Source organism: Nonomuraea sp. NPDC050547, assembly GCF_044457345.1.
Taxonomy (GTDB): Bacteria; Actinomycetota; Actinomycetes; order Streptosporangiales; family Streptosporangiaceae; genus Nonomuraea.
In genome coordinates, this window is the sequence record NZ_JBITGW010000010.1 from 390,202 (window position 1) to 414,716 (window position 24,515).

General features: G+C 71.1%; 28 protein-coding genes. 16 read left to right on the forward strand and 12 right to left on the reverse strand.

The window, feature by feature from the left end:
• The first annotated feature begins 7 nt into the window (after positions 1-7).
• Positions 8-592: a dihydrofolate reductase family protein gene (locus ACIBHY_RS26530; protein WP_397308003.1), complete on the forward strand. Its 585-nt coding sequence runs from the start codon at positions 8-10 to the stop codon at positions 590-592.
• Positions 593-598: 6 nt separating this feature from the next.
• On the opposite strand, the gene ACIBHY_RS26535 is transcribed toward ACIBHY_RS26530, so the two are convergent.
• Genes ACIBHY_RS26535 through ACIBHY_RS26550 form a run of 4 tightly spaced genes read right to left on the reverse strand, consistent with a single transcriptional unit; the run spans position 599 to position 4,536 of the window.
• On the reverse strand, positions 599-1,447 hold the full coding sequence (locus tag ACIBHY_RS26535; RefSeq protein WP_397250804.1) for a shikimate dehydrogenase family protein: 849 nt from the start codon (positions 1,445-1,447) through the stop codon (positions 599-601).
• A complete protein-coding gene (locus tag ACIBHY_RS26540; RefSeq protein ID WP_397308004.1) occupies positions 1,447-2,220 on the reverse strand; it encodes an enoyl-CoA hydratase/isomerase family protein in 774 nt (257 codons plus the stop codon). Before ACIBHY_RS26540 ends, ACIBHY_RS26535 begins: the two co-directional genes overlap by 1 nt.
• 1 nt (position 2,221) lies before the next feature.
• Positions 2,222-3,781 carry an acyl CoA:acetate/3-ketoacid CoA transferase gene (locus tag ACIBHY_RS26545; RefSeq protein WP_397308005.1) on the reverse strand — a complete coding sequence of 520 codons (1,560 nt, stop codon included), beginning with the start codon at positions 3,779-3,781 and terminating at the stop codon, positions 2,222-2,224.
• Positions 3,778-4,536, reverse strand: a complete 759-nt coding sequence (locus ACIBHY_RS26550; protein WP_397250798.1) for an SDR family NAD(P)-dependent oxidoreductase — start codon at positions 4,534-4,536, stop codon at positions 3,778-3,780. Before ACIBHY_RS26550 ends, ACIBHY_RS26545 begins: the two co-directional genes overlap by 4 nt.
• 144 nt (positions 4,537-4,680) lie before the next feature.
• Between ACIBHY_RS26550 and ACIBHY_RS26555 the strand changes: the two genes are divergently transcribed.
• Entirely contained in the window at positions 4,681-5,841 is a 1,161-nt protein-coding gene (locus tag ACIBHY_RS26555; protein WP_397250796.1) for a Gfo/Idh/MocA family protein, read from the forward strand.
• Here the strand turns inward: ACIBHY_RS26555 and ACIBHY_RS26560 are convergent.
• Entirely contained in the window at positions 5,836-6,876 is a 1,041-nt protein-coding gene (locus ACIBHY_RS26560; RefSeq protein WP_397308006.1) for a LacI family DNA-binding transcriptional regulator, read from the reverse strand. The genes ACIBHY_RS26555 and ACIBHY_RS26560 overlap by 6 nt on opposite strands.
• 68 nt (positions 6,877-6,944) lie before the next feature.
• Positions 6,945-7,955, reverse strand: a complete 1,011-nt coding sequence (locus tag ACIBHY_RS26565; protein WP_397308007.1) for a LacI family DNA-binding transcriptional regulator — start codon at positions 7,953-7,955, stop codon at positions 6,945-6,947.
• Between the two features lie 156 nt (positions 7,956-8,111).
• Between ACIBHY_RS26565 and ACIBHY_RS26570 the strand changes: the two genes are divergently transcribed.
• The 5 genes from ACIBHY_RS26570 to ACIBHY_RS26590 are packed head-to-tail and all read left to right on the forward strand — an operon-like array spanning position 8,112 to position 12,361.
• Positions 8,112-9,080, forward strand: a complete 969-nt coding sequence (locus ACIBHY_RS26570) for an ABC transporter substrate-binding protein (protein WP_397250790.1) — start codon at positions 8,112-8,114, stop codon at positions 9,078-9,080.
• The gene (locus ACIBHY_RS26575; protein ID WP_397250788.1) at positions 9,077-9,823 is read left to right on the forward strand and encodes an ABC transporter permease; all 747 of its coding nucleotides are present in this window, start codon (positions 9,077-9,079) and stop codon (positions 9,821-9,823) included. The genes ACIBHY_RS26570 and ACIBHY_RS26575 overlap by 4 nt, the downstream gene beginning before the upstream one ends.
• Positions 9,823-10,608 (forward strand): ABC transporter ATP-binding protein, encoded by a 786-nt coding sequence (locus tag ACIBHY_RS26580; RefSeq protein WP_397250786.1) that lies wholly within the window; start codon positions 9,823-9,825, stop codon positions 10,606-10,608. Before ACIBHY_RS26575 ends, ACIBHY_RS26580 begins: the two co-directional genes overlap by 1 nt.
• Positions 10,605-11,366, forward strand: coding sequence for an ABC transporter permease (locus tag ACIBHY_RS26585; RefSeq protein WP_397250784.1), 762 nt, complete (start codon positions 10,605-10,607; stop codon positions 11,364-11,366). The genes ACIBHY_RS26580 and ACIBHY_RS26585 overlap by 4 nt, the downstream gene beginning before the upstream one ends.
• Positions 11,363-12,361 (forward strand): amidohydrolase family protein, encoded by a 999-nt coding sequence (locus tag ACIBHY_RS26590; RefSeq protein WP_397308008.1) that lies wholly within the window; start codon positions 11,363-11,365, stop codon positions 12,359-12,361. Before ACIBHY_RS26585 ends, ACIBHY_RS26590 begins: the two co-directional genes overlap by 4 nt.
• On the opposite strand, the gene ACIBHY_RS26595 is transcribed toward ACIBHY_RS26590, so the two are convergent.
• The 4 genes from ACIBHY_RS26595 to ACIBHY_RS26610 all read right to left on the reverse strand — a co-directional run bounded on the left by ACIBHY_RS26595 (position 12,358) and on the right by ACIBHY_RS26610 (position 14,736).
• Positions 12,358-12,894: a GNAT family N-acetyltransferase gene (locus ACIBHY_RS26595; RefSeq protein ID WP_397250780.1), complete on the reverse strand. Its 537-nt coding sequence runs from the start codon at positions 12,892-12,894 to the stop codon at positions 12,358-12,360. The genes ACIBHY_RS26590 and ACIBHY_RS26595 overlap by 4 nt on opposite strands.
• Before the next feature lie 223 nt (positions 12,895-13,117).
• Complete coding sequence (locus ACIBHY_RS26600) at positions 13,118-13,351, reverse strand: hypothetical protein (protein ID WP_397308009.1); 234 nt, start codon at positions 13,349-13,351, stop codon at positions 13,118-13,120.
• Between the two features lie 108 nt (positions 13,352-13,459).
• Entirely contained in the window at positions 13,460-14,488 is a 1,029-nt protein-coding gene (locus ACIBHY_RS26605) for an alpha/beta fold hydrolase (protein WP_397308018.1), read from the reverse strand.
• Positions 14,488-14,736, reverse strand: a complete 249-nt coding sequence (locus ACIBHY_RS26610) for an AbrB/MazE/SpoVT family DNA-binding domain-containing protein (protein WP_397250778.1) — start codon at positions 14,734-14,736, stop codon at positions 14,488-14,490. The genes ACIBHY_RS26605 and ACIBHY_RS26610 overlap by 1 nt, the downstream gene beginning before the upstream one ends.
• 158 nt (positions 14,737-14,894) lie before the next feature.
• On the opposite strand from ACIBHY_RS26610, the gene ACIBHY_RS26615 reads away from it, so the two are divergent.
• Genes ACIBHY_RS26615 through speB form a run of 3 tightly spaced genes read left to right on the forward strand, consistent with a single transcriptional unit; the run spans position 14,895 to position 18,456 of the window.
• Positions 14,895-16,322 (forward strand): hypothetical protein, encoded by a 1,428-nt coding sequence (locus ACIBHY_RS26615; RefSeq protein WP_397308010.1) that lies wholly within the window; start codon positions 14,895-14,897, stop codon positions 16,320-16,322.
• Between the two features lie 9 nt (positions 16,323-16,331).
• Complete coding sequence (locus tag ACIBHY_RS26620) at positions 16,332-17,408, forward strand: LysR family transcriptional regulator (protein ID WP_397308011.1); 1,077 nt, start codon at positions 16,332-16,334, stop codon at positions 17,406-17,408.
• A gap of 10 nt (positions 17,409-17,418) precedes the next feature.
• The gene (gene speB, locus ACIBHY_RS26625; protein ID WP_397250772.1) at positions 17,419-18,456 is read left to right on the forward strand and encodes an agmatinase; all 1,038 of its coding nucleotides are present in this window, start codon (positions 17,419-17,421) and stop codon (positions 18,454-18,456) included.
• A gap of 285 nt (positions 18,457-18,741) precedes the next feature.
• Here speB and ACIBHY_RS26630 read toward each other — a convergent pair whose 3' ends face one another.
• Positions 18,742-19,122: an STAS domain-containing protein gene (locus tag ACIBHY_RS26630; RefSeq protein ID WP_397308012.1), complete on the reverse strand. Its 381-nt coding sequence runs from the start codon at positions 19,120-19,122 to the stop codon at positions 18,742-18,744.
• A gap of 143 nt (positions 19,123-19,265) precedes the next feature.
• On the opposite strand from ACIBHY_RS26630, the gene ACIBHY_RS26635 reads away from it, so the two are divergent.
• The 6 genes from ACIBHY_RS26635 (at position 19,266) to ACIBHY_RS26660 (ending at position 23,077) form a co-directional block, all read left to right on the forward strand.
• The gene (locus ACIBHY_RS26635) at positions 19,266-19,577 is read left to right on the forward strand and encodes a helix-turn-helix transcriptional regulator (protein ID WP_397250768.1); all 312 of its coding nucleotides are present in this window, start codon (positions 19,266-19,268) and stop codon (positions 19,575-19,577) included.
• 80 nt (positions 19,578-19,657) lie between these two features.
• Positions 19,658-20,077 carry a hypothetical protein gene (locus tag ACIBHY_RS26640; protein ID WP_397250766.1) on the forward strand — a complete coding sequence of 140 codons (420 nt, stop codon included), beginning with the start codon at positions 19,658-19,660 and terminating at the stop codon, positions 20,075-20,077.
• A gap of 2 nt (positions 20,078-20,079) precedes the next feature.
• On the forward strand, positions 20,080-20,304 hold the full coding sequence (locus ACIBHY_RS26645) for a helix-turn-helix transcriptional regulator (RefSeq protein ID WP_397250764.1): 225 nt from the start codon (positions 20,080-20,082) through the stop codon (positions 20,302-20,304).
• 70 nt (positions 20,305-20,374) lie between these two features.
• Positions 20,375-20,767, forward strand: coding sequence for a beta/gamma crystallin-related protein (locus ACIBHY_RS26650; RefSeq protein ID WP_397250762.1), 393 nt, complete (start codon positions 20,375-20,377; stop codon positions 20,765-20,767).
• A 31-nt stretch (positions 20,768-20,798) separates the two neighbouring features.
• A complete protein-coding gene (locus tag ACIBHY_RS26655; protein ID WP_397308013.1) occupies positions 20,799-21,752 on the forward strand; it encodes a squalene cyclase in 954 nt (317 codons plus the stop codon).
• A gap of 56 nt (positions 21,753-21,808) precedes the next feature.
• Entirely contained in the window at positions 21,809-23,077 is a 1,269-nt protein-coding gene (locus tag ACIBHY_RS26660) for an aspartyl protease family protein (RefSeq protein WP_397308014.1), read from the forward strand.
• Here the strand turns inward: ACIBHY_RS26660 and ACIBHY_RS26665 are convergent.
• Complete coding sequence (locus ACIBHY_RS26665) at positions 23,072-24,364, reverse strand: aspartate aminotransferase family protein (protein WP_397308015.1); 1,293 nt, start codon at positions 24,362-24,364, stop codon at positions 23,072-23,074. The two genes, ACIBHY_RS26660 and ACIBHY_RS26665, sit on opposite strands and share 6 nt — an antisense overlap.
• Positions 24,365-24,515: the final 151 nt, after the last annotated feature.

The following is a 24,515-nucleotide window of genomic DNA, read 5'->3' on the forward strand; positions in this document are numbered from 1 at the left end:
AGGTCCGATGGGCAGAGTGGTCATGCACAACGTCGTGTCGGTGGACGGCTTCATCGCCGACGCCGACGACCAGATCGGGCCGCTGTTCGACTGGTACACCAACGGCGACACCGAACTCGCCGAGGGCAGCGGGCTGAAGGCGTCGCGGGTCTCGGCCGCGTACGTGCGGCCGATGTGGGACGGCATCGGGTCGATGGTGATCGGGCGGCACCTGTTCGACATGACCAACGGCTGGGAGGGCAGGCCGCCGGCCGGTGAGCACGTCGTCGTGGTCTCCCACCGGCCCAAACCGGACGGCTGGCACCCCGAGGCCTCCTACCATTTCGCCGGCGCCGTGGCCGAGGCGCTCGCCAAGGCCAAGGAACTGGCGGGGGAGGAGCGGACGGTCGCCGTCGCGGCCGGCGACGTGGGCGGCCAGGCGCTCGCCCTCGGGCTGGTGGACGAGGTGGCGATGGACGTGGTGCCGGTGGTGTTCGGCTCGGGCAAACGCTACTTCGGCTCGGTCGACGCCCAGCACCTGCTCGAAGACCCGCATGTCGTCATCCAGGGCGACCGCGTGCTCCACCTGCTCTACCGGGTACGCCGGCCGTAACGCGGCTCAGGGGGTGAGGTCGTCGCGGTGCAGCAGTGGTTCGACGGCCGCCCGCATGACCGCGGTGGCGTCACCCGCGCCCGTCCAGCGGGTGAAGGCCGCGGCAGCCTGGGCCACCAGCATGCCGGCGCCCCCTGCCGCGCGCATGCCCCGCGCGCGGGCCTGCCGCACGAGTTCGGTCAGCCGCGGGAGGTAGACCACGTCGAACACGGCCGCGCGCGGCGAGAGCAGGCCGACGTCCACCACGGGGCCCGGGGTGAGCATGCCGACCGACGTGGCGTTGACGAACAGGTCCGCCCCGGACAGGCGATCCCGTACGCGCGGATCGGCGAAGGCCATCGGCTCGATCGCCGCCAGATCGCCGAACCTGGCCGCGAGCCGGCGCGCGTCCGCGGCGTCGAGGTCGAGGACGGTGAGGTGGCCGGCTCCGTCCTTGGCCAGGCCGTACGACACGGCGTGGCTGACGCCGCCCGAGCCCGCCACGACGACCTCGGCGCCGCTCAGGTCCGTGCCCACGTGCTCGCGCAGCGCGGTCGTGAAGCCGCTCACGTCGGTGTTGAAGCCGACCAGGCGCCCGTCGGCGGCGGCTTCCACGCTGTTGACCGCGCCGATCCGCAGGGCGTCGGGCTCGATCTCGTCGAGGAACGGCATGATCGCCTGTTTGTGCGGCGCGGTGATCTGGAAGCCGAGCCAGCGCTCGTCCCTGGCCTGCCGTACCTGCTCGGCCAGGTCGGACTCGCGCACCTCCCGCAGCTCGTAGCGGGCGTCGATGCCGAACGCCGCGAAGGCGGCGTTGTGCATGACGGCCGAGTGGGTACGCCGCAGCGGGTTGCCGAACAGGGCGACTGTGCGCATCACGACCTCCTGAAGGCCGGCGGACGCTTGGCCAGGAAGGCGCGGGCGCCTTCGCGTGCGTCCTGGGTGGAGAAGATCTGTTCCGACGCGTCGAGCTCCAGCGCGAGCCCGTCGTCCAGCGGCCGCTCCGCGGCCTGGTCGATCAATGATTTCGCGGCCTGTACGGCCAGCGGCCCGCGCGCGGCGATCGTCGCGGCCATCTCCCGGGCGGCGGCCAGCGCCGTGCCCGCCCGGACCACGCGGTTGACCAGGCCGATCGAGAGCGCGGTGGCGGCGTCGAGCGGCTCGCCCAGGAGGATGATCTCCTTGGCGCGGGCCGGCCCGACGATGCGCGGCAGCCGCTGGGTGCCGCCGCTGCCCGGCAGGACGCCCAGCTTGAGCTCCGGCAGGCCGAGCCTGGCCTGGTCGCCCGCGATCCGCAGGTCGCAGCAGAGCGCGAGTTCGAGGCCGCCGCCGAGCGCGTACCCCTCGACGGCCGCGATGGACGGCACCCGGAGCCTGGCGAGCTGCCGGTAGACGAGCTTCTCCAGCAGCAGTTTGCGCTCGGCGACGTGCTCGTGCAGCTCGTCGAACTCGGCGATGTCCGAGCCCGCGCAGAAGGCCCGCGTCCCCGCGCCGTGCAGGATCACGACCCGGGTGTCCTCGTCGTCGCCGACCGCGCGCAGCGCCGCCCGGAGCTGCCCGGTCAGCTCGCGGGAGACCACGTTCATCGGCGGGTTGTCCAGCTCGATCTCCGCGCAGGTTCCGCGCGTCACGTTGACCAGCGTCGCCATGTCAGTCCTCTTCTCCGAAGGTGAGCCCCATGCGGGCGGCGCGGAACAGGCGGGCGTCCATGGGGCGCAGGCGCTCGCTGACCTTCGGGCGGAAGTCCATGTGGGCGAACACGTCCGTCTCCACGTCCATCCCGTCGGCGACCTCGATCAGCTCCAGGCCATCGGCGGTCAGGGCGAAGACGGCGCGTTCGGTGATGTAGCGGACGCTCTGCCCTTTGCCCAGCGCCATGGGGCCGTTGAAGCTGATCTCCCCGACGTCGTCGACGAACTTGCGCCGGGCGCCTTCACGTTCGACGCGGGGCAGGCCGCCGGACAGCTCGACGCGCAGGCCGCCCGTCGTGAACGTGCCGACGAAGCAGAGCCGCCCGGTCCGCGCGCTGATGTTGACGAAGCCGCCGGGGCCGCGCATCCGGTCGTCGAAGGCGTGCACGTTGACGTTGCCGTGCCGGTCGACCTGGGCGAAGGAGAGGCTCGCCACATCGAGGCCGCCGCCGTCGTAGAAGTCGAACATGGAGGGCTGTTCCAGGCGCGCCTGGTAGTTCACCCCGGCGCCGCCGTCCGGGCCGTGCGCGGGTACGCCGCCGAAGATGCCCTGCTCGACGGTGAGCGTCAGCCGTTCCGCCACGCCTTCCTCGGCGGCCACCGCGCCGATCTGCTGGGAGATGCCGAAGCCCAGGTTGCAGATGTCGCCCCGGCGGAACTCGAGCAGGGCGCGGCGCGCGATCACCTTGCGCACGTCCAGGGGGGTGGGGGCGGCGGTGCCGTACGGCCTGCGCAGCTCACCCGAGAAGTACGGCGAGTAGCCGGTGCGGTAGGTCTGCCGCTGTTCGGCGTCGACGTAGACGTGGTCGACCAGCGCGCCGGGGATGCGCACCTGGTTCGGCGGGAGCGAGCCGCGCGTCGTCAGGTGCGCGACCTGGGCGATGACGACGCCGCCGCTGTTGTGCGCGGCCATCGCCAGCGCGAGGGAGTCGCCGAGGATCGGCTCGTGCTCGAAGGTGAGGTTGCCGTCCTCGTCGGCGGTGCTCGCGCGGATCACCGCGACGTCGACGGGCAGCGCGGGGTAGAAGAGCCATTCCCGCCCGGCCAGCTCGACGATCTGGACCAGGTCCTCGGTGGTGCGCGCGTTCTGCCGTCCGCCGGTCTGGCGCGGGTCCACGTACGTGCCCAGGCCCACATGGGTGAGATGACCGGGACGGCCGGCGGCGATGTCGCGGCACAGGGCCGACAGCACGCCCTGGGGGAAGGAGTACGCCTCGATCGCGCCCTCGGCGACCATCGCGCCGAGGCCGGGTTCGTTGCCGATGTTGCTGCCGATGGTGCGCCGGGTCAGGCCGGGCAGCGCGAGCTGGGACAGGCCGTGCTGCGCGAAGTCGCCGATGCCGACGACGCGGACCGTGGTCAGGTCGCGGGGGGCGGCGGTGCGGGTGAAGGTCGCGGCGAGTTCGTCGATGAACGCCTGCGGCACGCCGTGACCGGCGCCGGACCCGCCGATCCACAGGGCGGCGCCGTCCGGCACCAGGGCCACGGCCCGCGCGACGGTGAGGAGTTTGGCGCTCATGGCATCAGCCCGCCGCTGTTGGGGCTGAGCGTCTGGCCGAGCATGAGGCGGGCGCCGTCGGACAGCAGGAAGGTCACGCATTCGGCCACTTCCTCCGGCTCGGCGAAGCGGCCGAGCGGAAGCTCTGCCATGCGCTTGCGCCCGACTTCTCCCTCCATCACGGTGCGTCCCATCGCGGTGTTGGTGACGCCGGGCGACACGGCGTTGGCCCTGATGCCGCGCGATCCGAACTCCCGCGAGATCGACTTGGCCAGCGCGATCGCCCCCGCCTTCGCGCTGGCGTAGTGGGCGGCTCCGGCCCAGCCCATCTGGCCGAGCCGGGAGGCGATGTTGACGATGGAGCCGGAGCCGCGTTCGAGCATGCCGGGGAGTACGGCCTGGCTCGCGTGGAACATGCCGGACAGATCTGTCCTGAGGACCAGATCCCACTGCTCGGGAGTGATGTCGAGGAAGTCGGACTCCATGAGGATCCCGGCGTTGTTGACCAGGCCGTCGACGCGCCCGAAGCGCTCCTCGGCCCAGGCGGCCAGCGCGAACACGTCCTCGCGCACCGCCACGTCGCACGGCCGGACGTCGGCGTCGCGGCCCATCGCCCGGACCTTCTCGGCGACCTCGTGGGCTCCGTCCCGGCTCGAGTGGTAGGCGACGGCGACGTGCGCGCCGTCGCGGGCGGCGGCCAGGGCGATGGATCTTCCTATTCCCCGGCCGGCTCCCGTGACCAGGACGACCCGGTCGAGGAGGGGTGTCGATGGCATCAGACCAGCACCTTTCATCGGGAAGCGCTTTCAATTTTCTGCACGTTCTCATGAAAATTGAACAGACGCAAGAGTGAGGCTGGCCTTGACACTAGCTGCATCGATAGATAGAAAGCGCTTGCAATTCAACTCTAAGGAGTGCTCATGGATCAGGTCCGAGTCGGCATCATCATGAACGGCGTCACCGGGCGCATGGGAACCCGGCAACACCTCGACCGGTCGATCATCGCGATCAGGGACCAGGGCGGGCTGACCCTCGCCGACGGGCGGACGCTCACGGTCGACCCGATCCTCGTCGGCCGCAACGCCGCCAAGGTCGAGGCGCTCGCCCGCCGGTACGGGATCGACCGCTGGACCACCGACCTCGACGCGGCCCTCGGCGACCCGGACGACACGATCTACTTCGACGCCCAGGTCACCAACCTGCGCGCCGAGGCGGTCAGGAAGGCGATCGCGGCGGGCAAGCACATCTACTGCGAGAAGCCGACCGCCGGCGACCTGGCCGACGCCCTCGACCTCGTGAGGCTCGCCGACGCGGCGGGTGTCAAGCACGGCGTCGTGCAGGACAAGCTGTTCCTGCCGGGAATCCGCAAGCTGAAGCGGCTGGTCGACGGCGGATTCTTCGGCGACCTGCTCAGCTTCCGCCTCAACTTCGGCTACTGGGTGTTCGAAGGCGACTGGCAGCCGATCAACAGGCCCTCATGGAACTACCGCAGGCAGGACGGCGGCGGCCTCATCCTGGACATGTACCCGCACTGGCGCTACGTCCTCGACGACATCGTCGGCCCGGTCAGGTCGGTGCTGTGCCACGGCGAGATCCACATCCCGAACCGCTGGGACGAGGACGGCGACGCGTACGTGGCGACGGCCGAGGACGCCGCCTACGGCCTGTTCCAGTTCGACCAGGGCGTCCTGGCGCAGTTCACCACGTCGTGGGCGACCCGCCCGTACCGTGATGAGATCGGCGAGTGGCAGCTCGACGGCACGCTGGGCAGCGCCGTCGCCGGGCTGCGCGAGTGCCGGATCCAGTCGCGCGCCACCACCCCGATGCCCGTGTGGAACCCGGACATCCCCAACCCGATCGACTTCCGCGGCGGCTGGTCCCCGGTCCCCGACAACGAGGAGTACGGCAACGCCTTCCGCGCGCAGTGGGAGATGTTCCTGCGCCACGTCGCCGAGGACGCCGCGTTCCCCTGGGACCTGCTGGAAGGGGCCAAGGGCGTCCAGCTCGCCGAGCTCGCGCTGCGCTCGTGGCGCGAGCGCCGCTGGATCGACGTCCCGGAGCTCACGGCACCGGCGTCATGAGGCCCTGACGGCGGGCGCGGTGCTGTCGCGCATGAGCACGGTCCCGCCGATCTCCACGGTGTGCCGCGGCTCGTCCAGGGGCAGCAGCGCGAGGTCCAGCGCGGTCCTGCCGATGCGCTCGAGCGGGAGTTCCACGGTGGTCAGGGCCGGCACGGCGTCGGAGGCCAGGGGGGTGCCGCCGAAGCCCGCGACGGAGACGTCCTCGGGGATGCGCAGCCCGTTGCTCCTGGCCCAGGCCATCGCGCCCACCGCCACCACGTCGGCCACCCCCCACAGGCAGGTCGGCCGGTCGGGGCGGTCGAGCAGGCGGCGGGCGGCCCGCGCGCCGCCGTCACGGGACATGTCGGCGTGCACGATCGCGTCGGGCGCCAGCTCGATGCCCCGGTCCTGCAGGCCGAGCCGGAAACCGTGCATGCGGTCGCGCACCGCGATGAGCTTGGCGGGGCCGGAGATCACGCCGAAGGAGGTATGGCCCAGGTCGGCGAGCAGGTGCGCGAGCCGGCGGGTGGCCTCGACGTTGCCCACCTCGACGAGATGACCGATCCTGCGCCCACGGGTCACCGAGACGACCGCGCCGCCGTCGGCCTGGTACGCCGACAGCTGCGCGGTCATCGCGGTCGTGTGGGCCCGGTCGGCGAAGGAACTGCCCGCCAGGATGATCGCGCGGGGGCGTTGCGTGCTCAGCAGGCTGACGTAGTTGAGCTCCTGCTGCGGATCCCGGTACGTGCACACCATGGTCACCAGCAGCCGGTGCGCCTCGGCCGCCTTGATCACCCCTCCGGCGATCATGGCGAAGTACGCGTCCCGCACGTCGTGCACGACCAGCCCGACACTGGTCGAGGTCGAGCTGGCCAGGGCGCGCGCGTGCAGGTTCGGCCGGTAGCCGAGCTCGGCGGCGGAGGCGACGACCTTGTCGCGCAGGGCGGCCCTGCCCTTGTAGTCGGAGTCGCTCAGCATGCGCGAGGCGGTGGCCAGGGAGACGCCGGCGTGGTCGGCGACATCCTGAAGCCGGACCCGGCGTCCTTCAGACGACATCCGTGTTCCTCCCGTGAACTGCGAGCGCGAGCACAAGATACTCGACCCTCCGGCAGGAACGCCGACGCCTAGCCGGTCGGCCGCCGGGCGGTGGTCTGCCGGGGGATGACGCGGTGGCTCAGGAGGGTGGTCGTCGCGTCGCCGGGCTGGGCGTCGATCAGGTGCTGGGCGGCCATGGCGCCCATCTCGTACAGCGGCAGGCTCACCGTGGTGAGGCCGACGAACCGGGCGACCCTCAGGTCGTTGATACCGGCGACGGAGATCTCGCCCGGCACGTCGATGCCGGCCTGCCGCAGCGCGTTGAGCGCGCCGACGGCGGCCTCGTCGTTGGCCGCGAGGATGGCGTCGGGCAGCGGCGGGCGGGCGATGAGCCGCATGGCGGCCAGGTGGCCGGCCTCGAAGTCGAACCCGCCGGGCACGCACCGTGCCACGTCGCCCAGGTTCGCGTCGTTCATGCAGGCCAGGAAGCCGTCGCGGCGCTGCTTGCTGGTGGTCATGCCCGGGGGGCCGTCGATGAAGGCGATCCGGCGGTGGCCGAGCGAGACGAGGTGGTCGGTGACGTCGCGGGCGGCGCCCTCGTTGTCGGCGGTGATGACCGGGCAGCCGAGGTCGCGGGCGGTCAGGGACACGGCCTGGATGCCCTGCTCCTTGGCCTGCCGTACGGCCTCGGCCAGGTCCGGTGCGAGCGGGTCGGCCTCGAAGCCGCTACCGGCGATGACCACCCCGGCGGCGCGGTAGTCGCGCATCGTCCGCAGCCTGCTGATCTCCGTGCTGGTACGCCGGTCGACGTTGGACAGCATGGTGACGTAGCCGGCGCGGCTGGCGACGTCGTCGATTCCGCGGGCGATGACGGAGAAGTAGGGGTTGACGATGTCGCTGACGAGGACGCCGATGAGCCTGCTGCTGCGCGACACCAGCGCCCGCGCGAGAGCGCTGGGCGAGTAGCCGAGCTTCTCCGCGGTCGCGATGACCTTGGCACGGGTCTTGGCCGAGATCGGGTGACTGGAGCCGGTCAGCACCCGTGACGCTGTCGACACGGAGACGCCGGCCGCTCGTGCGACTTCCACCAATGAGCTCACGGCACTCAGCATAGCGAGGAAAACGTTTGCCTGTGTCATTCGAGGTCAGCGGGCAGATCTGACATCTTCCGCGAAGAACGCCCTTGACGGCGGCCCGATCCTTCTCTCTATGCTGCCGTTAGGCATACGTTTGCCTAGCCGTTGACAAGGAGCATTATGCATCTGAAGAGGCTCGCGGCGCTGGCGGTGATGTCCGCACTGGCCGCGTGCGGCGTTCGGGGGACCGAGACCAACCCGGACGGGACCCTCTCGTTCTCGATCGCCGTCACGGAGCCGGACATCACCACCGTGCCGATTCTCGCCGCCGTCGACGTGGTCAGGCAGGCCGGCCACAAGGTCGAGGTGGTGGAGCTCGCGGAGCCGGAACTGGCCATCGGCGGCCTGGCCGAGGGCGCGTACGCGATCTCCGCCGAGGCGACCAGCCCCGCGCTGAGCGCCATCGAGCAGGAGGCGCCCATCCGGATCATCGCCGACGCGATCGGCAACCAGTGGGCGATCTACGGAAAGTCCCGGGTCACCTGCGACGACCTGGACGGAAAGCCGTTCGGGATCTTCAGCCGGGGCGCGGTCGCCACCGCGATGACCGAGGAGTGGGTACGCACGCAGTGCACCGGGGACCGCAAGCCGGAGTACCTGACCATCGGCGGATCGGACGTGCGCGCCCAGGCCCTGGTCGCGGGCGAGATCGACGCCACGGCGCTGGAACTGGCCGACGTGGTGGCCCTGGAGCGCTCCGGCGACTCGGCCTTCACCCAGGTCGTCGACTTCGGCAGGACCCTGCCCGACCTGCGTCCGCAGACGGTCTACGCCAACACCGCGTTCCTCGCCGAGCACAGGGACGTGGCGCAGCTGTTCGTCTCGGCGCTGGTGCGCGAGCACGCCAAGATCAACGCCGATCCGCGGCACCTGGTGAACCTCGTGCGGACCTACCTGCCGGAGGAGGAGATCGACGACGTGGCCGAGATCGCCGAGCGTTCGGTCAAGGCGGGCCTGTTCGACGCGGCCGGCCTGACGGAGCGCAACATGCAGGTCACCATCGACTTCTTCGTCCGCGCCGGCGTGATCGAGCCGGGGATGAAGGCGAAGGACGCCGCCGATCTGTCCTTCATCAAGGCGGCGGCGTGACCAGGCGGGGGCTGCTGCCGTACCAGCTGCTGACGTTCGTGATCTTCGCGGTGAGCTGGGAGATCTACGCCCGGGTGCGCGGCGGCCTGCTCATCCCCACCTTCACGGAAACCGTCGGGGCGAGCGTGAAGCTGCTGGGCGGCGCCGAGCTGTGGCAGGCGCTGTACGCCAGCAACCAGGCGCTCGTGCTCGGCTTCGCCGTCGCGGTCGGCATCGGCGTGCCGCTGGGCATCGTGCTCGGCCGCTTCCGGTCGCTCGAACGGTTCGCCGACGTCTACCTCAACATCCTGCTGGTCACGCCGATGGCCGCGATCATCCCCCTGCTCGGGATGTCGGTGGGGTACGGCCTGGCCGCACGGGTCATCCTCGTCGCGATCTTCGCGATCGTGATGGTGGTGGTGAACAGCCGCGCGGGCGTCAGGCAGGTCGACCCATCGCTGATCGAGATGGCGCGCAGCTTCGGCGCGAGCGAGCGGCAGATCTGGACCCGCGTCCTCCTGCCCGGCGCGCTGCCGGCGATCATGACCGGTATCCGGCTCGGCATCGGCCGCGCGGTCACCGGGATGGTGCTCGTCGAGCTGCTCATGGTCTCCACGGCACTCGGCGGGCTGATGCTCGAGTACCGCGGCCTGCTCAAGGCGCCACAGCTCTACGCGACCATCGTGATCATCCTGGCGGAGGCGCTCCTGCTGATCTCCGTGGCCCGCTGGGGTGAACGCAAGCTCACCGGAAGGAGCGTCTGATGATAGAGATCCGTGGACTGAGCAAGAGCTTCGTCGGCCAGGACGGCGGCAGGGTACAGGCGTTGAGCGACGTCGATCTCGACGTGGCGGAGAACGAGTTCCTGACCGTGCTGGGCCCCAGCGGCTGCGGGAAGACGACGCTGCTGAAGGCGGTCGCGGGGCTCGTCCCCGCGGACTCCGGCGAGATCCGCGTCGACGGCGCGCCGGTGCGGGGTCCCGGCCCCGATCGCAGCATGGTCTTCCAGAACTTCGCCCTCCTGCCATGGGCGACCGTGCTGGACAACGTCGCCTTCGGCCTGGAGTTGCGCGGCGTCGGCAAGGCCGAGCGCGAGGAGCGTGCCCGTGCGCTGATCGCCATGGTGGGGCTGGCCGGCTTCGAGACCAAGCGTCCGGCCGAGCTGTCCGGGGGCATGCAGCAGCGGGTGGGCATCGCGCGGGCGCTGGCCGTACAGCCGAGGGTGCTGTTGATGGACGAGCCGTTCGGCGCCGTCGACGAGCAGACCAGGCGGCTGCTGCAGGAGGAGCTCCTGTCGATCTGGGAGGAGAGCCGGCTGACCGTCGTGTTCATCACCCACAGCATGGAGGAGGCGGTGCTGCTCGGCGACCGGGTGGTGCTGATGAGCGCCCGCCCGGGACAGATCGCCGAGATCGTGCCGGTGCCGCTGCGGCGACCGCGTTCCAGTGACGTCGGCGCGCTCGAACGCTCCGGCGAGTACGTCGAGATCACCGCCTACCTCTGGGACCGGCTGCGCGACATGCACGAAGAGCACCGGGTGGCACGATGAGAACACGCGTTCCCGCCGCCCTCGTCAGCCTGGCGGCCGGGGCCGTCGCCTGGGAACTGATCGGCCGGCTGTCGGGCGTGCCGTTCTTCCCGCCGCTGAGCACCGTGGCGGCCCGCCTGGCGGAGATGGCCGTGGACGGCGAGATCTTCCAGAGCGTCGCCGACAGCCTGGTCAACCTGCTGATCGGCTTCGCGATCTCGCTGGTCGCCGGACTGCTCGTGGGCGTCGCGATGGGCCGCTACCGCAAGGTGGAGGCCGCCCTCGGCGTCTACGTCTACGCCCTGCTCACCGCCCCCGCGCTGGTCTTCGCGCCGATCTTCTTCTCCCTGCTGGGAGACGGGCGCGCCTCGATCATCGCCGTGGTGGTCATGTACGCGTTGTTCGTCATCATCATCAACACCGCGTCGGCCATCCAGACGGTGCCCGCCGACCTGGTGGAGATGGCTCGCTCCTACGGCGCGAGCGAACGCCAGATCCTGCTGCGGGTCCTGCTCCCCGCCGCGACGCCAATGATCATGGCAGGGGTACGGCTCGGCGTCGGCAGAGCCGTGACCGGCATGATCAACGGAGAGATGTTCATCGCCGTGGTCGGCCTCGGCCACATCGTCACCGAGGCCGGAGGGCGTTTCGACAGCGCGAGCGTGCTGGCCGTGCTGCTGGTCATCATCGCCGTCGCCCTGGGCGCGGTCTGGCTGGTCCAGGCCGTGGACCGCAGGCTGACCGGCTGGGTTCCGCAAACCTCGAGAGGAAGTCAATGAAGATCGACGCCTACAGCCACATCCTGCCCGCGCCCTACTTCGAGCGCATGCGCGAACTCGCCGTCGACCCCGGCGCGCTCAAGCGCTGGCTGGAACTGACCGCGCTGCATGACGTCGAGGCGCGGCTGCGGATGATGGAGGAGTTCGGCGACGACTACCAGCAGATCCTCACGCTGTCCTCGCCGCCGATCGAACTGCTCGCCGGGCCGGACGACTCGCCCGAGCTGGCCAGGCTGGCCAACGAGTCGATGCTGGAGTTGTGCCGCGCGTACCCGGAGCGCTTCCCCGCCTTCGTCGCCTCCCTGCCGATGAACAACCCGGACGCGGCCATGGCCGAACTCGCGTACGCCATCGACGACCTCGGCGCCCGGGGCGTGCAGGTGTTCACCAACGTGAGCGGCCGGCCGCTGGACGATCCGGCGTTCCGCCCCGTCTTCGACGAGATGGCCCGGCGTGACCTGCCCATCTGGATGCACCCGGCCCGCGGGGCCGCCTTCGCCGACTACGCCACCGAGGACGCCTCCCGCTATGAGATCTGGTGGGCGCTGGGCTGGCCGTACGAGACGAGTGTCGCCATGTCCCGGCTGGTCTTCTCCGGCCTGTTCGAACGCCATCCGGCCCTCAAGATCATCACGCATCACATGGGCGCGATGATCCCCTACCTGGAGGGCAGGATCGGACTGGGGTGGAGCGACCAGCTCGGCAGCCGCACCGAGGGAGAGGTGCTGGACGAGACGTTGCCCAAGGGGCTGCTGGAGTACTTCCGCCGCTTCTACGCCGACACGGCGTTGTCCGGTTCCGCGATCGGGATGCGGTGCGGCCTCGAGTTCTTCGGTCCCGAGCACGTCCTGTTCGCCACCGACTGCCCGTTCGACCCGGAAGGCGGGCCCATGTACATCAGGGAGACGATCAAGGCGATCGGCTCGCTCGGCCTCTCACCGCAGGCCCGCGACCGGATCTACCACCTCAACATCAGGTCCATGACCGGGCTCTAGCCCACGGGCAGGTCGCCCTGGCGGATCCGGTAGGCCTGCAGGGTGAGGTCGTAGTACTTGGACGTCTCGCCGACCCACTGCATGCCCAGGCGTTCGGCGGTGGCGATGGCGCGCCGGTTGGCCGGGCGGGCGACGGCGAACAACTCGTCCACGTCCTGGGTGAACGCCCACGCGATGAGGGCGCGGGCGGCCTCGGTGGCGTAGCCGTGGCCCCACGCCTTGCGGTCCAGCTGCCAGCTCACCTCCAGGTCCTCCTCGTACGGCGGGAGCAGCCGGATGCTCAGCCCGCCCACGACCTCGCCCCCCTCACGGAGCTGGACCGCCCACCGGCCGCGCGGCTTGAGCAGGTTGGGCTGGGCCTCCTGCCAGGCCTGCAGGACGGAACGCATGCCCGCCACGTCCTCGACGCGGTGCATGGCCGGGGTGAGCCACCGGGTGACGTCGACGGAGCCGTAGATCGCCAGCGCCGCCTCGGCGTCGTCGGCCGACCAGTCCCTGATGAGCAGGCGGTCGGTGGCCAGTGGCATGTCCATGCGCGAGTTCCTCTCCGTGGGGACGGCTCTCCTGAGCTTCGCATGGGCTCGCGGGGCGGGCCGTACCGGGGGACCCCCGGTAGCGTGCACGGCATGTCTGGCGCTTCCGCCGCCGTGACCAGGACGCTTCGCCAGCGGCGGGGCGTTCCTCCTTCATTTTCCGCTGAACGATCCGTCGCTTCGTGTCGCCCGAATCTCTCTCGCGCACCGGAGCGTTCTTGTGTCATTCCCTCTTCGTTCTTCCGTGCGGCCGTGGCTGGTTCTCGGCTGCCTGTCCATGCTGCAGTTCCTCATCGCGGTCGACGTGACCGTGGTCAACATCGCGCTGCCGTCCATCGGCGCCGAGTTCCAGGCGGACGCCCGCCGGCTGACGTGGGTGGTCGTCGGATACACGATCACCGGCGGCGGCCTGCTGATGTTCGGCGGCCGCCTCGGCGACGTGCTCGACCGGCGTCACGGTGTACGTGGGCCTCGCGGCCGCTCCCGCCCTCGCCGACCCGTTCGTCACGAGCAGCGTGCTGGCGATCGCGGGTCTCGTCGCCGCCGCCGTGATCGCCCGGGGCGTTTAGCCACTTCTGCTGGGAAGCCTCGCCGCGAAATCGGTCAGCGCGGCGGTGAACGCGTGCGGCTTGTCGCCGTGGATCACGTGCCTGGCGTCGATCCGCCGGTAGACGGTCTGCGGCGCGAGCTCGCGTACCCTCCGCGCGTCGTCGTCGTCCATCGCGCCGACCAGCCCGTGGTTCTCGTAGCGGTTCCAGTTGGCGTGCAGCAGCAGGACGGGGCAGGTCGTCGCGCGGAGAGCGGCCTCGTGGGAGAAGTCGCCGTAGAAGCGGCCGTCGAGGAAGGCCTGGGCGAAGTCGGGATCGAACATCGACGCCGCCCGGACCATCTCCTCCAGCGACCGTGGCAGCCACCGGACGCCCAGGCTCGCCGGGCGTCCGGGGTGCCGCCGCCGATGCCGGGCCACCAGCCGGTCGAACAGGCCGACGAGCCGCTCCGGCATCCGGACGGACCTGGTCTCCGAGACGGGGATCTCCTGGCGGTAGATGCCGGCGACCCGCCGCCGGTCGAGGTCGCCGAGCACGCTGACGGCGTGCGCGAGGCTGCCGTAGACCCACCGGTCGCGGTCGCGGAAGCGCGGCATCTCGGCCGAGAAGATCGGCGGGTCCTCCAGCACGATCGCGGCGACCTCCTCCGGGGTACGGCTCGCGCACCACAGAGCCAGGACGCCGCCGGAGGAGTTCCCGCTGACGATCGCCGGCCGGCCGATGACCTCGCGCAGCAGGCGGGCAAGGTCGCCGCCGGCGGAGTCCCAGGAGTAGTCGCCGGGTGTCCAGGAGGAGTTCCCATGGCCCCGGACATCGACGGCGAAGACCGTGAACCGCCGCGCGAGTTCCGGCATGACGCGGCGGTAGCTGCTCCACAGGCTCATCTGGCCGGGCACGAGCAGAAGCGGCACACCGGCCTCCGGCCCGCGGACATAGCTGAGGACCGTGCCGTCGAACGTGGCGAACTCCTGCCGGAACCCGGCCCGCGCCAGCTCGGGCGGCAACGGCTCGCGCCGCCCTTCGAAGGGGTTGTGGTAGCCGGTCATCACGTCGGCTCCTCTTCCTGCGCGGCTTCCTGTGCGGCGAGGACTCCGCCGGCGAAGTTGCGGAATCTCTCGTTGTCGACCAGCGCGATGCCCTGCTTGCGGTCCACGAGCACGAGCAGGGTGTCGCCCGGCTGGAGGTCGAGCAGGTCCCGCGCGTCTTTCGGGATGACGATCTGCCCCTTCTCCCCGATCTTCACCGTGCCCACGATGTACCGGCCGTCCGGCCCTTCGATCATCTTTCCGGCCATACGCCCTCCTATGCCAACTAGTCGTATAGTACCCACTTTTCCAACTAGTTGGCATCAGACCTTGGTGGGACATCGGCGTGCGAGGTCATACCAGGGGAGCAAGCAGGTCTGGACGTAGAGCTGATGCCGGGCGCGGCGGGGATCCGAAGAATGGGCGGGTGACGATTCTCGGGCTGTCTCCCCTGGAGATCCTTGCCGTACTGGCCACCCTGGCGCTGGTGCTGGCCCGCTGGCTCCCGCCTCCCGCGCGGCGGCCGGTCGCGATGGCGGCCGGGGCCGTCTTCGCGGTGTGCGCGGTGGTGCTGGCCGTGTCCGGCGTGCGCTGGCAGCTCATCCCGGTGCTCGCCGCCGGGGGAGTCGCGCTGGCCTTCACGGTGTTCGTGCTGATGAGAGGGCGGACGGGGCGGCCGGTGCGCAGGGCGCGATGGTGGGCGGCGCTGCCAGGGGCGGTGGCCGGGCTCGGCCTGGTCGTGGCGGGCACGGGGGCGTCGTGGGCGCTGCCGCTGCCGGTGTTTCCCCAGCCGCCGGGGGCGTACGCGGTCGGGACCACCGTGGTGCAGTGGACGGACGCCGACCGGGAGGAAACCGCCACCGCCAAGGCGGGCGACGAGCGGACGGTCGTGGTCCAGCTCTGGTACCCCTCCGGTGACGCCACGGGCGCCCGGCGGAGCCGCTACCTCGGGCGTACCGCTGAGGAGGCGAGGATCGTGGCCGGGGGCTCCGCGGACTATCTCGGGGTGCCCGGGTTCATGCTCGACGAGGTGGCGCGTGCCCATGCGCGTTCGGCGCCGGAGGCTCCGGTGGCCGGCGGGAGTGAGCGGTTCCCCGTGGTGCTCTTCTCACCCGGGCTGGGCGGGGTGCGCACCCAGAACACGGCCTGGGCCGAAGACCTGGCCAGCCGCGGGTACGTGGTGGCGGGGATCGACCATCCCTACGACTCGGCCGTGGTCGTGCTCGACGACGGCAGGGCCGTACGTACGCGGCTGGTGGCGACCGGTGACGACGCGGAGGACGAGCGGCGGGCGGCCGGATGGACGGCGGTCCGCGCGGGCGACCTCAGCTTCGTGCTCACGCAGCTCGGCCGGATGCACAGCGGCGAGATCCAGGGTCCGCTGGCCGGGCGCCTCGACCTGGAACGGGCCGCGGCGACCGGTCACTCCCTCGGCGGGGCCGCCGCGTTGCAGGCCGCCCGGCAGGACGCGCGGTTCGCCGCGGTCATCGTGCTGGACGGCTATCCGCGCGACCCTGTCGCCCGGCCGTTCCGTCAGCCCGTGCTCGCGCTGACGCACGACATCGCGCCGGGGGAGGAGCGGGACTACCTCTCCCGCCTCACCCGGGTGCTCGACCTCAGCAAGGCGGCGAGCTACCGGCTCACCGTCCCCGGCTCGGCCCACCTGACCTTCACCGACGCGCCCTTGTACCTGCCGCCGCTGCCCTCGCTGATCGGCTCCGCCGGGCGCGCCGCCGGCCCGCGGCTCACCTCGGCGGTCACCACCGCGTTCCTGGACGCCACGCTGCGCGGCAAGGGGGGCGATCTGGCCAAGACCCTGTCCGCGTACGGCGAGCTGACCACCTTCCCTCCATAGCATGTATGGATGATGGATCTACGCCAGTTCCACGTGCTGAGGGCGATCGCGGTCAGCGGCTCGCTGGCAGGGGCGGCCCGCCGGCTCCACTACGGCCAGCCCACGATCAGCTACCACCTCGACGCATTGGAGGCCCACCTCGGCGCCCGGCTGGTCGAACGCGGTCCCACGGGCGCCGTCCTGACCGACATCGGGGCGATGGTGCTGGAGCACGCGGCGGTCGTGCTGGAGCGGATCGAGACCGTGGAGTCGGACGTGGCGGCGCGCCTGGCCCACGGTGTGTCCACGCTGCGGGTCGGCGCGTTCACCACGGCGGCGACCAAGCTGCTGCCCGGCCCGCTGCGGCGCGCCACCGAGGGCAGCGACGTCCGGATCGAACTCACCGAGGCCGAGCCTCTCGACCTCCTCACCCGGCTACGGGCCAGGTCACTGCACTGCGCCCTGATCTACGACGTCGCGGCGACCAAGTCCGTCCGCGTCGCGGCCGAAAAGCCCGGCCTCGGCTCGGGGGCGGATCCCGGTCATGGCTCGGGGGTGGAGCCTGGGCCCGGTTCGGGGGTGAGGTCGGGTGGTGGCTCGGGGGCGAAGGCCGGGGCGGGGGTGCGGGGGCGTTATGGGGCGGATCTGCGGGTGCGGACGTTGATGGACGACCCCTACCGGCTGCTCCTGCCCGGAAGCCATGCCCTGGCCGCAGGCGAAGGGCCCGTCGATCTCGGGCTGCTGGCTGGCGAGGGGTGGATCATCTCCAGCGGCTCCTACGACCCGAGCGACCAGACCCTGTACGCGACCTGCCAGTCCCTCGGCTTCCGTCCCCGCATCGCGCTGCGTGCCGACAACTACAGCGTGATCCACGGCTTCGTCGGCGCCGGGGGCGCGGTGGCGCTGGTGCCCGAACTCGCCTTCGAGCAGGGGTACGACGTGGTCTCCCGCCCGGTGCTCCAGGACGTGGGCGCACGCGGGATCCAGTTCGTGATCCCCGCCGGGCCACGCCCCGCCGTCGTGGACCGGGTCTGGATCGAGCTGCATAGAGCGTATGGAGGTGGTGCAGAAAAGCGGGGCGTTCCGGATCATGAACGGTCGCTGTGAGGATGCGGCCATGACCCGATTCGGCGCTATGTACGGTCCCGATCTCACCTTCCTCGGCGTCCCCGCCTGCGACCTGGACGATCCGGCCTCCTGGAACGAGGCCGAGGTGGTCATCCTGGGCGCGCCGTACGACGGAGGCACCTCCTACCGCGCGGGCGCCCGCTTCGGCCCCGGCGCCATCCGGCAGGCCTGCTACCTCGAACACGACGGCGCCCGCCCGTCGCTCGCCCTCGGCGTGGACGGCCTGCTGGACCTGCGGGTGAAGGACGCCGGCGACGTCATGATGCTCAGCGGTGACGCCTACGCCGCGCACGCCGCCCTGGAGCGGGCGGTGCACACGGTCGCGGCGGCCGGCAAGGTCCCGCTCGTGCTCGGCGGCGACCATTCGATCGCGCTGCCCAACATCACCGGCGTCGCCCGCGCGGCCGGGTGGGGCAGGGTGTCGGTCCTGCACTTCGACGCGCACGCCGACACCGGCGACAGCTCGTACGGCACGCTCATCGGGCACGGCCAGCCCATGCGCCGGCTGATCGAGTCGGGCGCGGCCAGGGGCGACCGGTTCCTGCAGATCGGGCTGCGCGGCTACTGGCCGGGGCCGGAGACGTTGCGCTGGATGGCCGAGCAGGGGATGCGCTCGTACGAGATGACGGAGATCGTCGAGCGCGGCCTGGCCGAGTGCCTGAGCGAGGCGGCCGAGATCGCGCTGGACGAGTGCGACGGGGTGTACCTGTCGGTGGACATCGACGTCGTCGATCCGGGCATGGCACCGGGAACGGGCACGCCGGAGCCGGGCGGCCTGACCTCCCGCGAACTGCTGGACGCGGTGCGGCGCCTGTCCTACGAGCTGCCGATCGTCGGCGTCGAGGTGGTCGAGGTCGCCCCCGCCCACGATCACGCCGACGTGACGGCGATGCTCGGCAGCCGCGTCGTGCTGGAGGCGCTGTCCGGCCTGGCCAGACAGCGCGCGGAGCGGCGGGGACGGCTTGAGCCGTGGGACCGCGGCGAGCCGCTGCTCAAAAGGCACACGTCCCCCGATGCCGGCCGATGACGGGCTCCGCTCTCCCAGCGGCGCGGATGACCGGGGCTCCAGCGGCACACGGCGGCGGACGGGGCTCCAGCGGTAGACATGTGGCGGATGGCGGGGCGTCGTCGGCCACACGTCGGCTCGCGACGGGGCTCCAGCGGCCACACGTCGGCGGATGACGGGGCGCCGGCGGCCGCGTCAGGATTTCGCGCGAGGCCGGCAACGCGCGGTTCCTCACGGGCGAACGAGCGCGTGAGGTCCCTGGATGCCGGCCGATGGTGGTCCGCGGCTACCGGCGCGTGCCGCGTGTCAGGCGATGTCGGCCGATGAGGGGTCGGCGGAGGTCAGGCCGGAGGCCTGGAGCGCGGTTTCGAGGGTGGGGTGGATGTTGAACTGGCGGTAGGCGCCGGTGACCTCCAGGATGCGGGCGGGCCGGGGCTGTACGGTGGCCAGGTGGAGACTGCCGCCGTGCTCGCCGGCGCCGGCTCTCAGATGCAGGAGCAGGCTCAGGCCGGTGCTGTCCATGAAACTCAGCCCGCTCAGGTCGAGGACCAGCGGCAGCCCCGGCTCGGTGTGGCGTTCGGCGACGTGGTCCGCCAGCTGTGCGACGTTGCTGGCGTCCAGCTCACCGGTGACGGTGATCAGCGTGCCACGCAGCATGCTGACGGTCATCAAGGACAGCGGCGTCATCACGACCTCGGCGATCTCCCGGACAGAAGGCCCACTCGAACGGCGTTACTCTACTCTATGAGTGAATGACAATACAGGAAAGACATTTCAGTATACGATGTTCCTATAACAGTCGTCACGCGGGGGACGAGAGAGTGAACGCCGTGCCCGAACTTCCAGGCGAAAGCCCGCCCGGCTGGACCTTCCTCACCCACCACGCCCGGGTCCTGCTGGAGATCGCCCGCGATCCCGAGGCCCGGCTGCGCGACATCGCCGCCACCATCGGCATCACCGAGCGCACCGTCCAGGGCATCGTCAACGACCTGCACGACGCCGGGTACCTCGCCCGCGAACGAGTCGGCCGCCGCAACATCTACACGCTCAACCCCGACCGGCACTTCCGCTACCCCACCGAGTCCGGCATCGCGGTCCGCCACCTCATCGAGATCTTCACCGAACGCGGGTGGCCCAGCTGATTCATGTTAAGAATCTTTGACACCATGTCCAAGGTGCTTTACCTTGGCGATGTCGGCTTTTCTTTGCATGGAGGAGTGTCGTGTCCACCGAGGAAAAACGGGTGTGGGTGTACGCGGCGGTCGCGCTCGCGATCCCCGTCGTCTACTTCACCGTCGTCCTCCGGCAGCTGCCCGGCGCGGACGTCACCCGGATCACCTACGTCCCGGCCCTGCTCACCGCCATCGGCGTCGCCGTACTCGCGAACATCGTGGCGTCGATCGCCACCGCGATCGCCGCGCCGAGGGAGGCGGGCCTGAAGGACGAGCGCGACGCCTCCATCCGCCGGTACGGCCAGCGTGCCGAGTACCACGTGCTGGCCGTCGGCGTCGTCGGCGTGTTCGCGCTGACCCTGGCCGGCGCCGCGCACTTCTGGATCGCCAACGCCCTCTACCTGGCGTTCGTGCTGTCGGCCCTCGCCTCGGCGAGCGCCCGGATCATCGCCTACCGCAGGGGTTTCTGAACATGGTCAAACCCACCAGGGTGACGAACTCGATCCGCGCGCTGCGCTTCGCCAAAGGGGAGATGACGCAGGCTGACCTGGCCGAGCGCGTCGGCGTGACCAGGCAGACCGTCATCGCCATCGAGCAGGGCCGCTACTCGCCCTCACTGGAGATGGCCTTCAAGATCGCCCGCGCGCTGGGCGTCACGCTCGACGACGTCTTCCAGTATCCGGAGGACGGGGACTGACGGCGGTGTTCCACGGTGGAACGGGATGTCACGCCCCTCTGATGACATTCACTCTCAGAGGAGGCATCTCATGCGCAAGCACCTGCTGGCGATCCTGGCGGCCGTGGTGACCGTGGCCGCGCTGACGGGCTCCGTGCCCGCGCAGGCATCGGTCGGGACCCTCATCCTCGGCCAGAACCAGTCCCTGGGCGGGCTGAACTGGACCTTCAGCGAGACCAACGGCAACCTCTCGCCGACCGGCAGCGACGACCGGGCCAGCTCCCTGCGGGTCACCGGCAACTCGGCCTGGGTCGTCTACCAGCACGACAACAACGGCGGCCGCGCCTACTGCGTGCTGCCCGGCCAGAGCATCAGCGACCTGCACCACCGGTGGTGGCAGTTCGGCGACACGATCTCCTCGGTCCAGCGGCTCATCGGGCCGAACTGCTTCCAGTTCCCCATGTTCCTCAGCACCACCCTCTGACCTGGGCGCGCGCCCGGATAGGGTCGGCTCCATGGATCTGACCGCATGGCTGCGTGACTCCGATCCGGCGCTGCGCTGGCAGGTCGAGCGCGACCTGGACGGCGAGCCGCCGCGGGTGTGGGAGGCGACGCGGGCGAGGATCGCGGCCGAGGGCTTCGGCGCCCGGCTCCTCGCCCTCCAGGACCCGGACGGCCAGTGGGCGGGCGGCGCGTTCTTCCCGAAGGAACCCGAGGAGGGAGACGGGCAGCCCTGGACGGCGACGACCTGGACGCTCACCGCGTTGCGGGAATGGGGGATGGATCCGGCCGTCCTGCGCGAACGCCGTACCGCCGAACTGCTCGCCGAGAACTGCCGGTGGGAGTACGACGGTCTGCCCTACTGGGGCGGCGAGGTGGACTGCTGCATCAACGCCTGGACGGCTGGGAACGGCGTGTGGCTCGGCGCCGACGTCACCGGCATCGTCGAGTGGTTCCTTGAGCACCGGCTGCCCGACGGCGGCTGGAACTGCGAGTGGGTCAACGGCTCGACGCGCTCGTCGTTCCACTCGACGCTCAACTCGCTCAAGGGGCTGCTCGCCTACGACGTGGCGACCGGCGGCACGGACGAGACCCGCGCCGCCCGGCGCTCCGGCGAGGAGTACCTGCTGCGGCGCGGCCTCTTCCGCCGCCTGTCCACCGGCGAGCCGGTCGGGCCGTGGGCGGGGCGGTTCGCGTACCCCGTCCGGTGGCAGTACACCGTGCTCACCGCGGCCGAGTACTTCCGCGAGGCCGCGCTGTTCGACGGCACGAAGCCGGACCCGCGGATGGCGGAGGCGATCGAGCTCATCCGGGCCGCCCGGCGCCCGGACGGCACCTGGCGGCAGGCGTGGCGGTATCCGGGGCGGGTGTGGTTCGAGGTGGACGCGCCGGTGGGGGAGCCGTCGAAGTGGCTGACGCTGTCCGGGACGCGGGTGCTCACCTGGTGGGACGCGCTTATCCGTGTTTAACCGCCGCCTCTGTTGTGTGGCCTTGATCGATCCGCACACGACACGAGGCAGGACACATGACCCTCCACCATGCCGGCCGGCGCACCTTCCTGAAGGCCCTGGCCGCCGCCGGAGCGAGTACGGCGCTGCCCTTCGCGGCCGAGGCCGGAACCGAGGATCCCGACCAGCTGTTCAAGCAGGGCAGGTTCGCCGACGCCGAACGCGGCTACCGCCGCCAGTTGCGCGAGGACCCGCGCGCCGCGCACGCCCACGCCCGGATCGGCTACATCGCGCTGCTGTCCAACCGGTTCGGCACCGCGCAGGCGCACCTGGGCAGGGCCATCGCGCTGGCTCCGGGCGACATCGCCTCCACCCAGCGCCTGGCCGAGTGCTTCGTCCGCCAGGACCACCTGGCCCGCGCGATCCCGCTGCTGCGCCGTACCGGCCGCCCGCGTGACGCGGCGTCCGCCACGGTCTACTCGGCCATCAAGGGCACGCCCTGGACGATCTCGGGCGCCCGGAGCACCCGCGTGCCCTTCCACACCCTCGATCCCGTCCCCTCGGTCGAGGCGAGCGTCAACGGCGGCGAGCCGCGGAAGTTCTACCTCGACACCTACGCGACGCTGGACCTGTCGATGGAGGAGGCGGAGCGTGCCGGGCTGCGCGCGCTGGCCACCGTCGAGGGCGGGGTCGTGGACAACCATCCCGTCGTGCTCCACTTCGGCGTCCTCGACTCCTTCAGGGTCGGGGACATCGAGATCCGCAATATCCCCGTGCAATGGAACGACGCGCAACGGCCGCCCCTGCCCGACGGCTCGCAGGCGGCGGGCGCGTTCGGCACCACGATCTTCTACCACTTCCTGACCACCATGGACTACGCGGGCAAGGCCCTGGTGCTGCGGCGCACGCCCGGCGCCCCGCGCGACGAGATCGCCCGCCTGCCGCTGTGGCTGGCGGGGGACCACTTCCCGTGCTCGCTGGGCAGCCTCGGCGATCACCCGCCCAGGATGGTCAGCATCGACACCGGCGGCATCGGCAGCGCCCTGGACACCACGGTGGCGATCGCGGAGCAGTACGGCCTCACCGTGGACTACGACAACCCGAGAGAGCGGTTCGGCATCAAGACCTACCCGGTCACCGCGGAGCGGGCCGGCCTGGGTGGCGCGGTCAGGCGCGACGTGCGCGGCAACGCCGCCGAGAAGGTCTTCCCCGGCCTGCCCGGCCCCGGCCAGTCGGCGCAGTTCGGCTTCGACATGATCGCGAACTTCACCCACGAGTTCTTCAAGCCGTACGCCGTCACCTTCGACTACGGTCGCATGCGCATGTCCATCAGCCGCCCGTCATAGGCGGGCGTCGGCGAGGGCCTGGTCGAGGATGGCGGCGCCGCGGGTGATCTCCTCGTCGCTCGCGGTCAGCGGCGGCGCGATCCTGAAGATGCCGCCCATGCCGGGCAACTGCACGATGTTCATGTGCAGCCCGAGCTCGAAGCAGCGCCGGGTGACGGCCGCGCCCAGCCGGTCGGCGCCGCCGGCGCCCAGGACCTCGTCACCGACAAGCTCCACGCCCAGGAGCAACCCGCGCCCGCGCACGTCCCCGACCACGTCGTGACGGGCGGCGATCTCGTCGAGCCGGCCGCGCAGCAGCGCGCCGAGCTCACCCGCCCGCTTGTCGAGGTGGTCGCGCTCCAGGACGTCCAGGACGGTGTTGCCGACCGCGGCGGGCAGCGGGTCGCTGACGTGGGTGGTGAAGAACAGATACCCCCGCTCGTGCGCCCGCCGCTCGATCTCCGCGCTGGTCAGCACGGCCGCCAGCGGCAGCCCTGCGCCGAGCGTCTTGGACAGCGTGAGGATGTCGGGCACCACGCCGTCGTGCTGAAAGGCATACCAGTCCCCGGTACGGCACAGCCCCGTCTGCGCCTCGTCCAGGATCAGCAGCATGCCGCGTTCCCGGCACTTGTCCGCCAGCGCGGCGAGGTAGCCGGGCGGCGGCTCGATGACGCCGCCCGAGCTGAGGATCGGCTCGACCAGGCACGCGGCCAGGCTGCCGACCGACTGGGCGTCGATCAGGTCGAAGCCCAGGTCGAGCTGGCGGCGCCAGTCGAGCGCGCCGCCGGCGTCGACGACGCCGGGACGGAAGCGGTCGGGAACGGGCAGCGCGAAGTTGCCCGGCGCGGCGGGCCCGTAACCCCTGCGCCCGGCGCTGTAGGTGGCGTTCGCGGCGGCCATCGTCATCCCGTGCCAGGACCGGGCGAACGACACGATCTCATGCCGGCCCGTGACGAGCTTCGCCATCCGCACCGCGGCCTCGTTGGCCTCGGCCCCGGTGGTCAGCAGCAGCGCCTTCTCCAGCGGATCGGGCAGGGACTCCGCGAGCCGGCGGGCGAGATCGACGACGGGACGGCTGAGCATGCCGCTGTGCAGGTGGTCGAGCCGGCCGATCTGCTCGCGCACCGTCGCGACGATCGCCGGGTGGGAGTGCCCGAGGATCGCGCTCATCTGGCCGGAGGTGAAGTCGAGCAGCTCGTGGCCGCTCTCGGTGAACACCGACGTGCCGTGCGCGCGGGCGATGAGCTCCGGGGTGAACGCGGCCTGGCCGCTGTAGCGGATGAGGTGGCGGGCTGATTCGGGAACCATGCCACCGACGTTAGGCACGCACCGCCGTACGCGTCCATCGCCCGGAGCGGCTAGCGCTAGTGTGCCGAGTCGTTAATTCGCTGGCAGTATGCGGTGAGGTTGTCGAGGATCTCGTCTGCGGTCTTGGTCCACACCAAGGGCTTGGGGTCGG

Coding starts and splice junctions, on each gene's coding strand:
- ACIBHY_RS26530 (WP_397308003.1), top strand. CDS start 8: ATGGGCAGAGTGGTCATGCACAACGTCGTGTCGGTGGACGGCTTCATC.
- ACIBHY_RS26535 (WP_397250804.1), bottom strand. CDS start 1,447: ATGCGCACAGTCGCCCTGTTCGGCAACCCGCTGCGGCGTACCCACTCG.
- ACIBHY_RS26540 (WP_397308004.1), bottom strand. CDS start 2,220: ATGGCGACGCTGGTCAACGTGACGCGCGGAACCTGCGCGGAGATCGAG.
- ACIBHY_RS26545 (WP_397308005.1), bottom strand. CDS start 3,781: ATGAGCGCCAAACTCCTCACCGTCGCGCGGGCCGTGGCCCTGGTGCCG.
- ACIBHY_RS26550 (WP_397250798.1), bottom strand. CDS start 4,536: ATGCCATCGACACCCCTCCTCGACCGGGTCGTCCTGGTCACGGGAGCC.
- ACIBHY_RS26555 (WP_397250796.1), top strand. CDS start 4,681: ATGGATCAGGTCCGAGTCGGCATCATCATGAACGGCGTCACCGGGCGC.
- ACIBHY_RS26560 (WP_397308006.1), bottom strand. CDS start 6,876: ATGTCGTCTGAAGGACGCCGGGTCCGGCTTCAGGATGTCGCCGACCAC.
- ACIBHY_RS26570 (WP_397250790.1), top strand. CDS start 8,112: ATGCATCTGAAGAGGCTCGCGGCGCTGGCGGTGATGTCCGCACTGGCC.
- ACIBHY_RS26580 (WP_397250786.1), top strand. CDS start 9,823: ATGATAGAGATCCGTGGACTGAGCAAGAGCTTCGTCGGCCAGGACGGC.
- ACIBHY_RS26585 (WP_397250784.1), top strand. CDS start 10,605: ATGAGAACACGCGTTCCCGCCGCCCTCGTCAGCCTGGCGGCCGGGGCC.
- ACIBHY_RS26590 (WP_397308008.1), top strand. CDS start 11,363: ATGAAGATCGACGCCTACAGCCACATCCTGCCCGCGCCCTACTTCGAG.
- ACIBHY_RS26595 (WP_397250780.1), bottom strand. CDS start 12,894: ATGGACATGCCACTGGCCACCGACCGCCTGCTCATCAGGGACTGGTCG.
- ACIBHY_RS26605 (WP_397308018.1), bottom strand. CDS start 14,488: ATGACCGGCTACCACAACCCCTTCGAAGGGCGGCGCGAGCCGTTGCCG.
- ACIBHY_RS26610 (WP_397250778.1), bottom strand. CDS start 14,736: ATGGCCGGAAAGATGATCGAAGGGCCGGACGGCCGGTACATCGTGGGC.
- ACIBHY_RS26620 (WP_397308011.1), top strand. CDS start 16,332: ATGATGGATCTACGCCAGTTCCACGTGCTGAGGGCGATCGCGGTCAGC.
- speB (WP_397250772.1), top strand. CDS start 17,419: ATGACCCGATTCGGCGCTATGTACGGTCCCGATCTCACCTTCCTCGGC.
- ACIBHY_RS26630 (WP_397308012.1), bottom strand. CDS start 19,122: ATGACGCCGCTGTCCTTGATGACCGTCAGCATGCTGCGTGGCACGCTG.
- ACIBHY_RS26645 (WP_397250764.1), top strand. CDS start 20,080: ATGGTCAAACCCACCAGGGTGACGAACTCGATCCGCGCGCTGCGCTTC.
- ACIBHY_RS26650 (WP_397250762.1), top strand. CDS start 20,375: ATGCGCAAGCACCTGCTGGCGATCCTGGCGGCCGTGGTGACCGTGGCC.
- ACIBHY_RS26655 (WP_397308013.1), top strand. CDS start 20,799: ATGGATCTGACCGCATGGCTGCGTGACTCCGATCCGGCGCTGCGCTGG.
- ACIBHY_RS26660 (WP_397308014.1), top strand. CDS start 21,809: ATGACCCTCCACCATGCCGGCCGGCGCACCTTCCTGAAGGCCCTGGCC.
- ACIBHY_RS26665 (WP_397308015.1), bottom strand. CDS start 24,364: ATGGTTCCCGAATCAGCCCGCCACCTCATCCGCTACAGCGGCCAGGCC.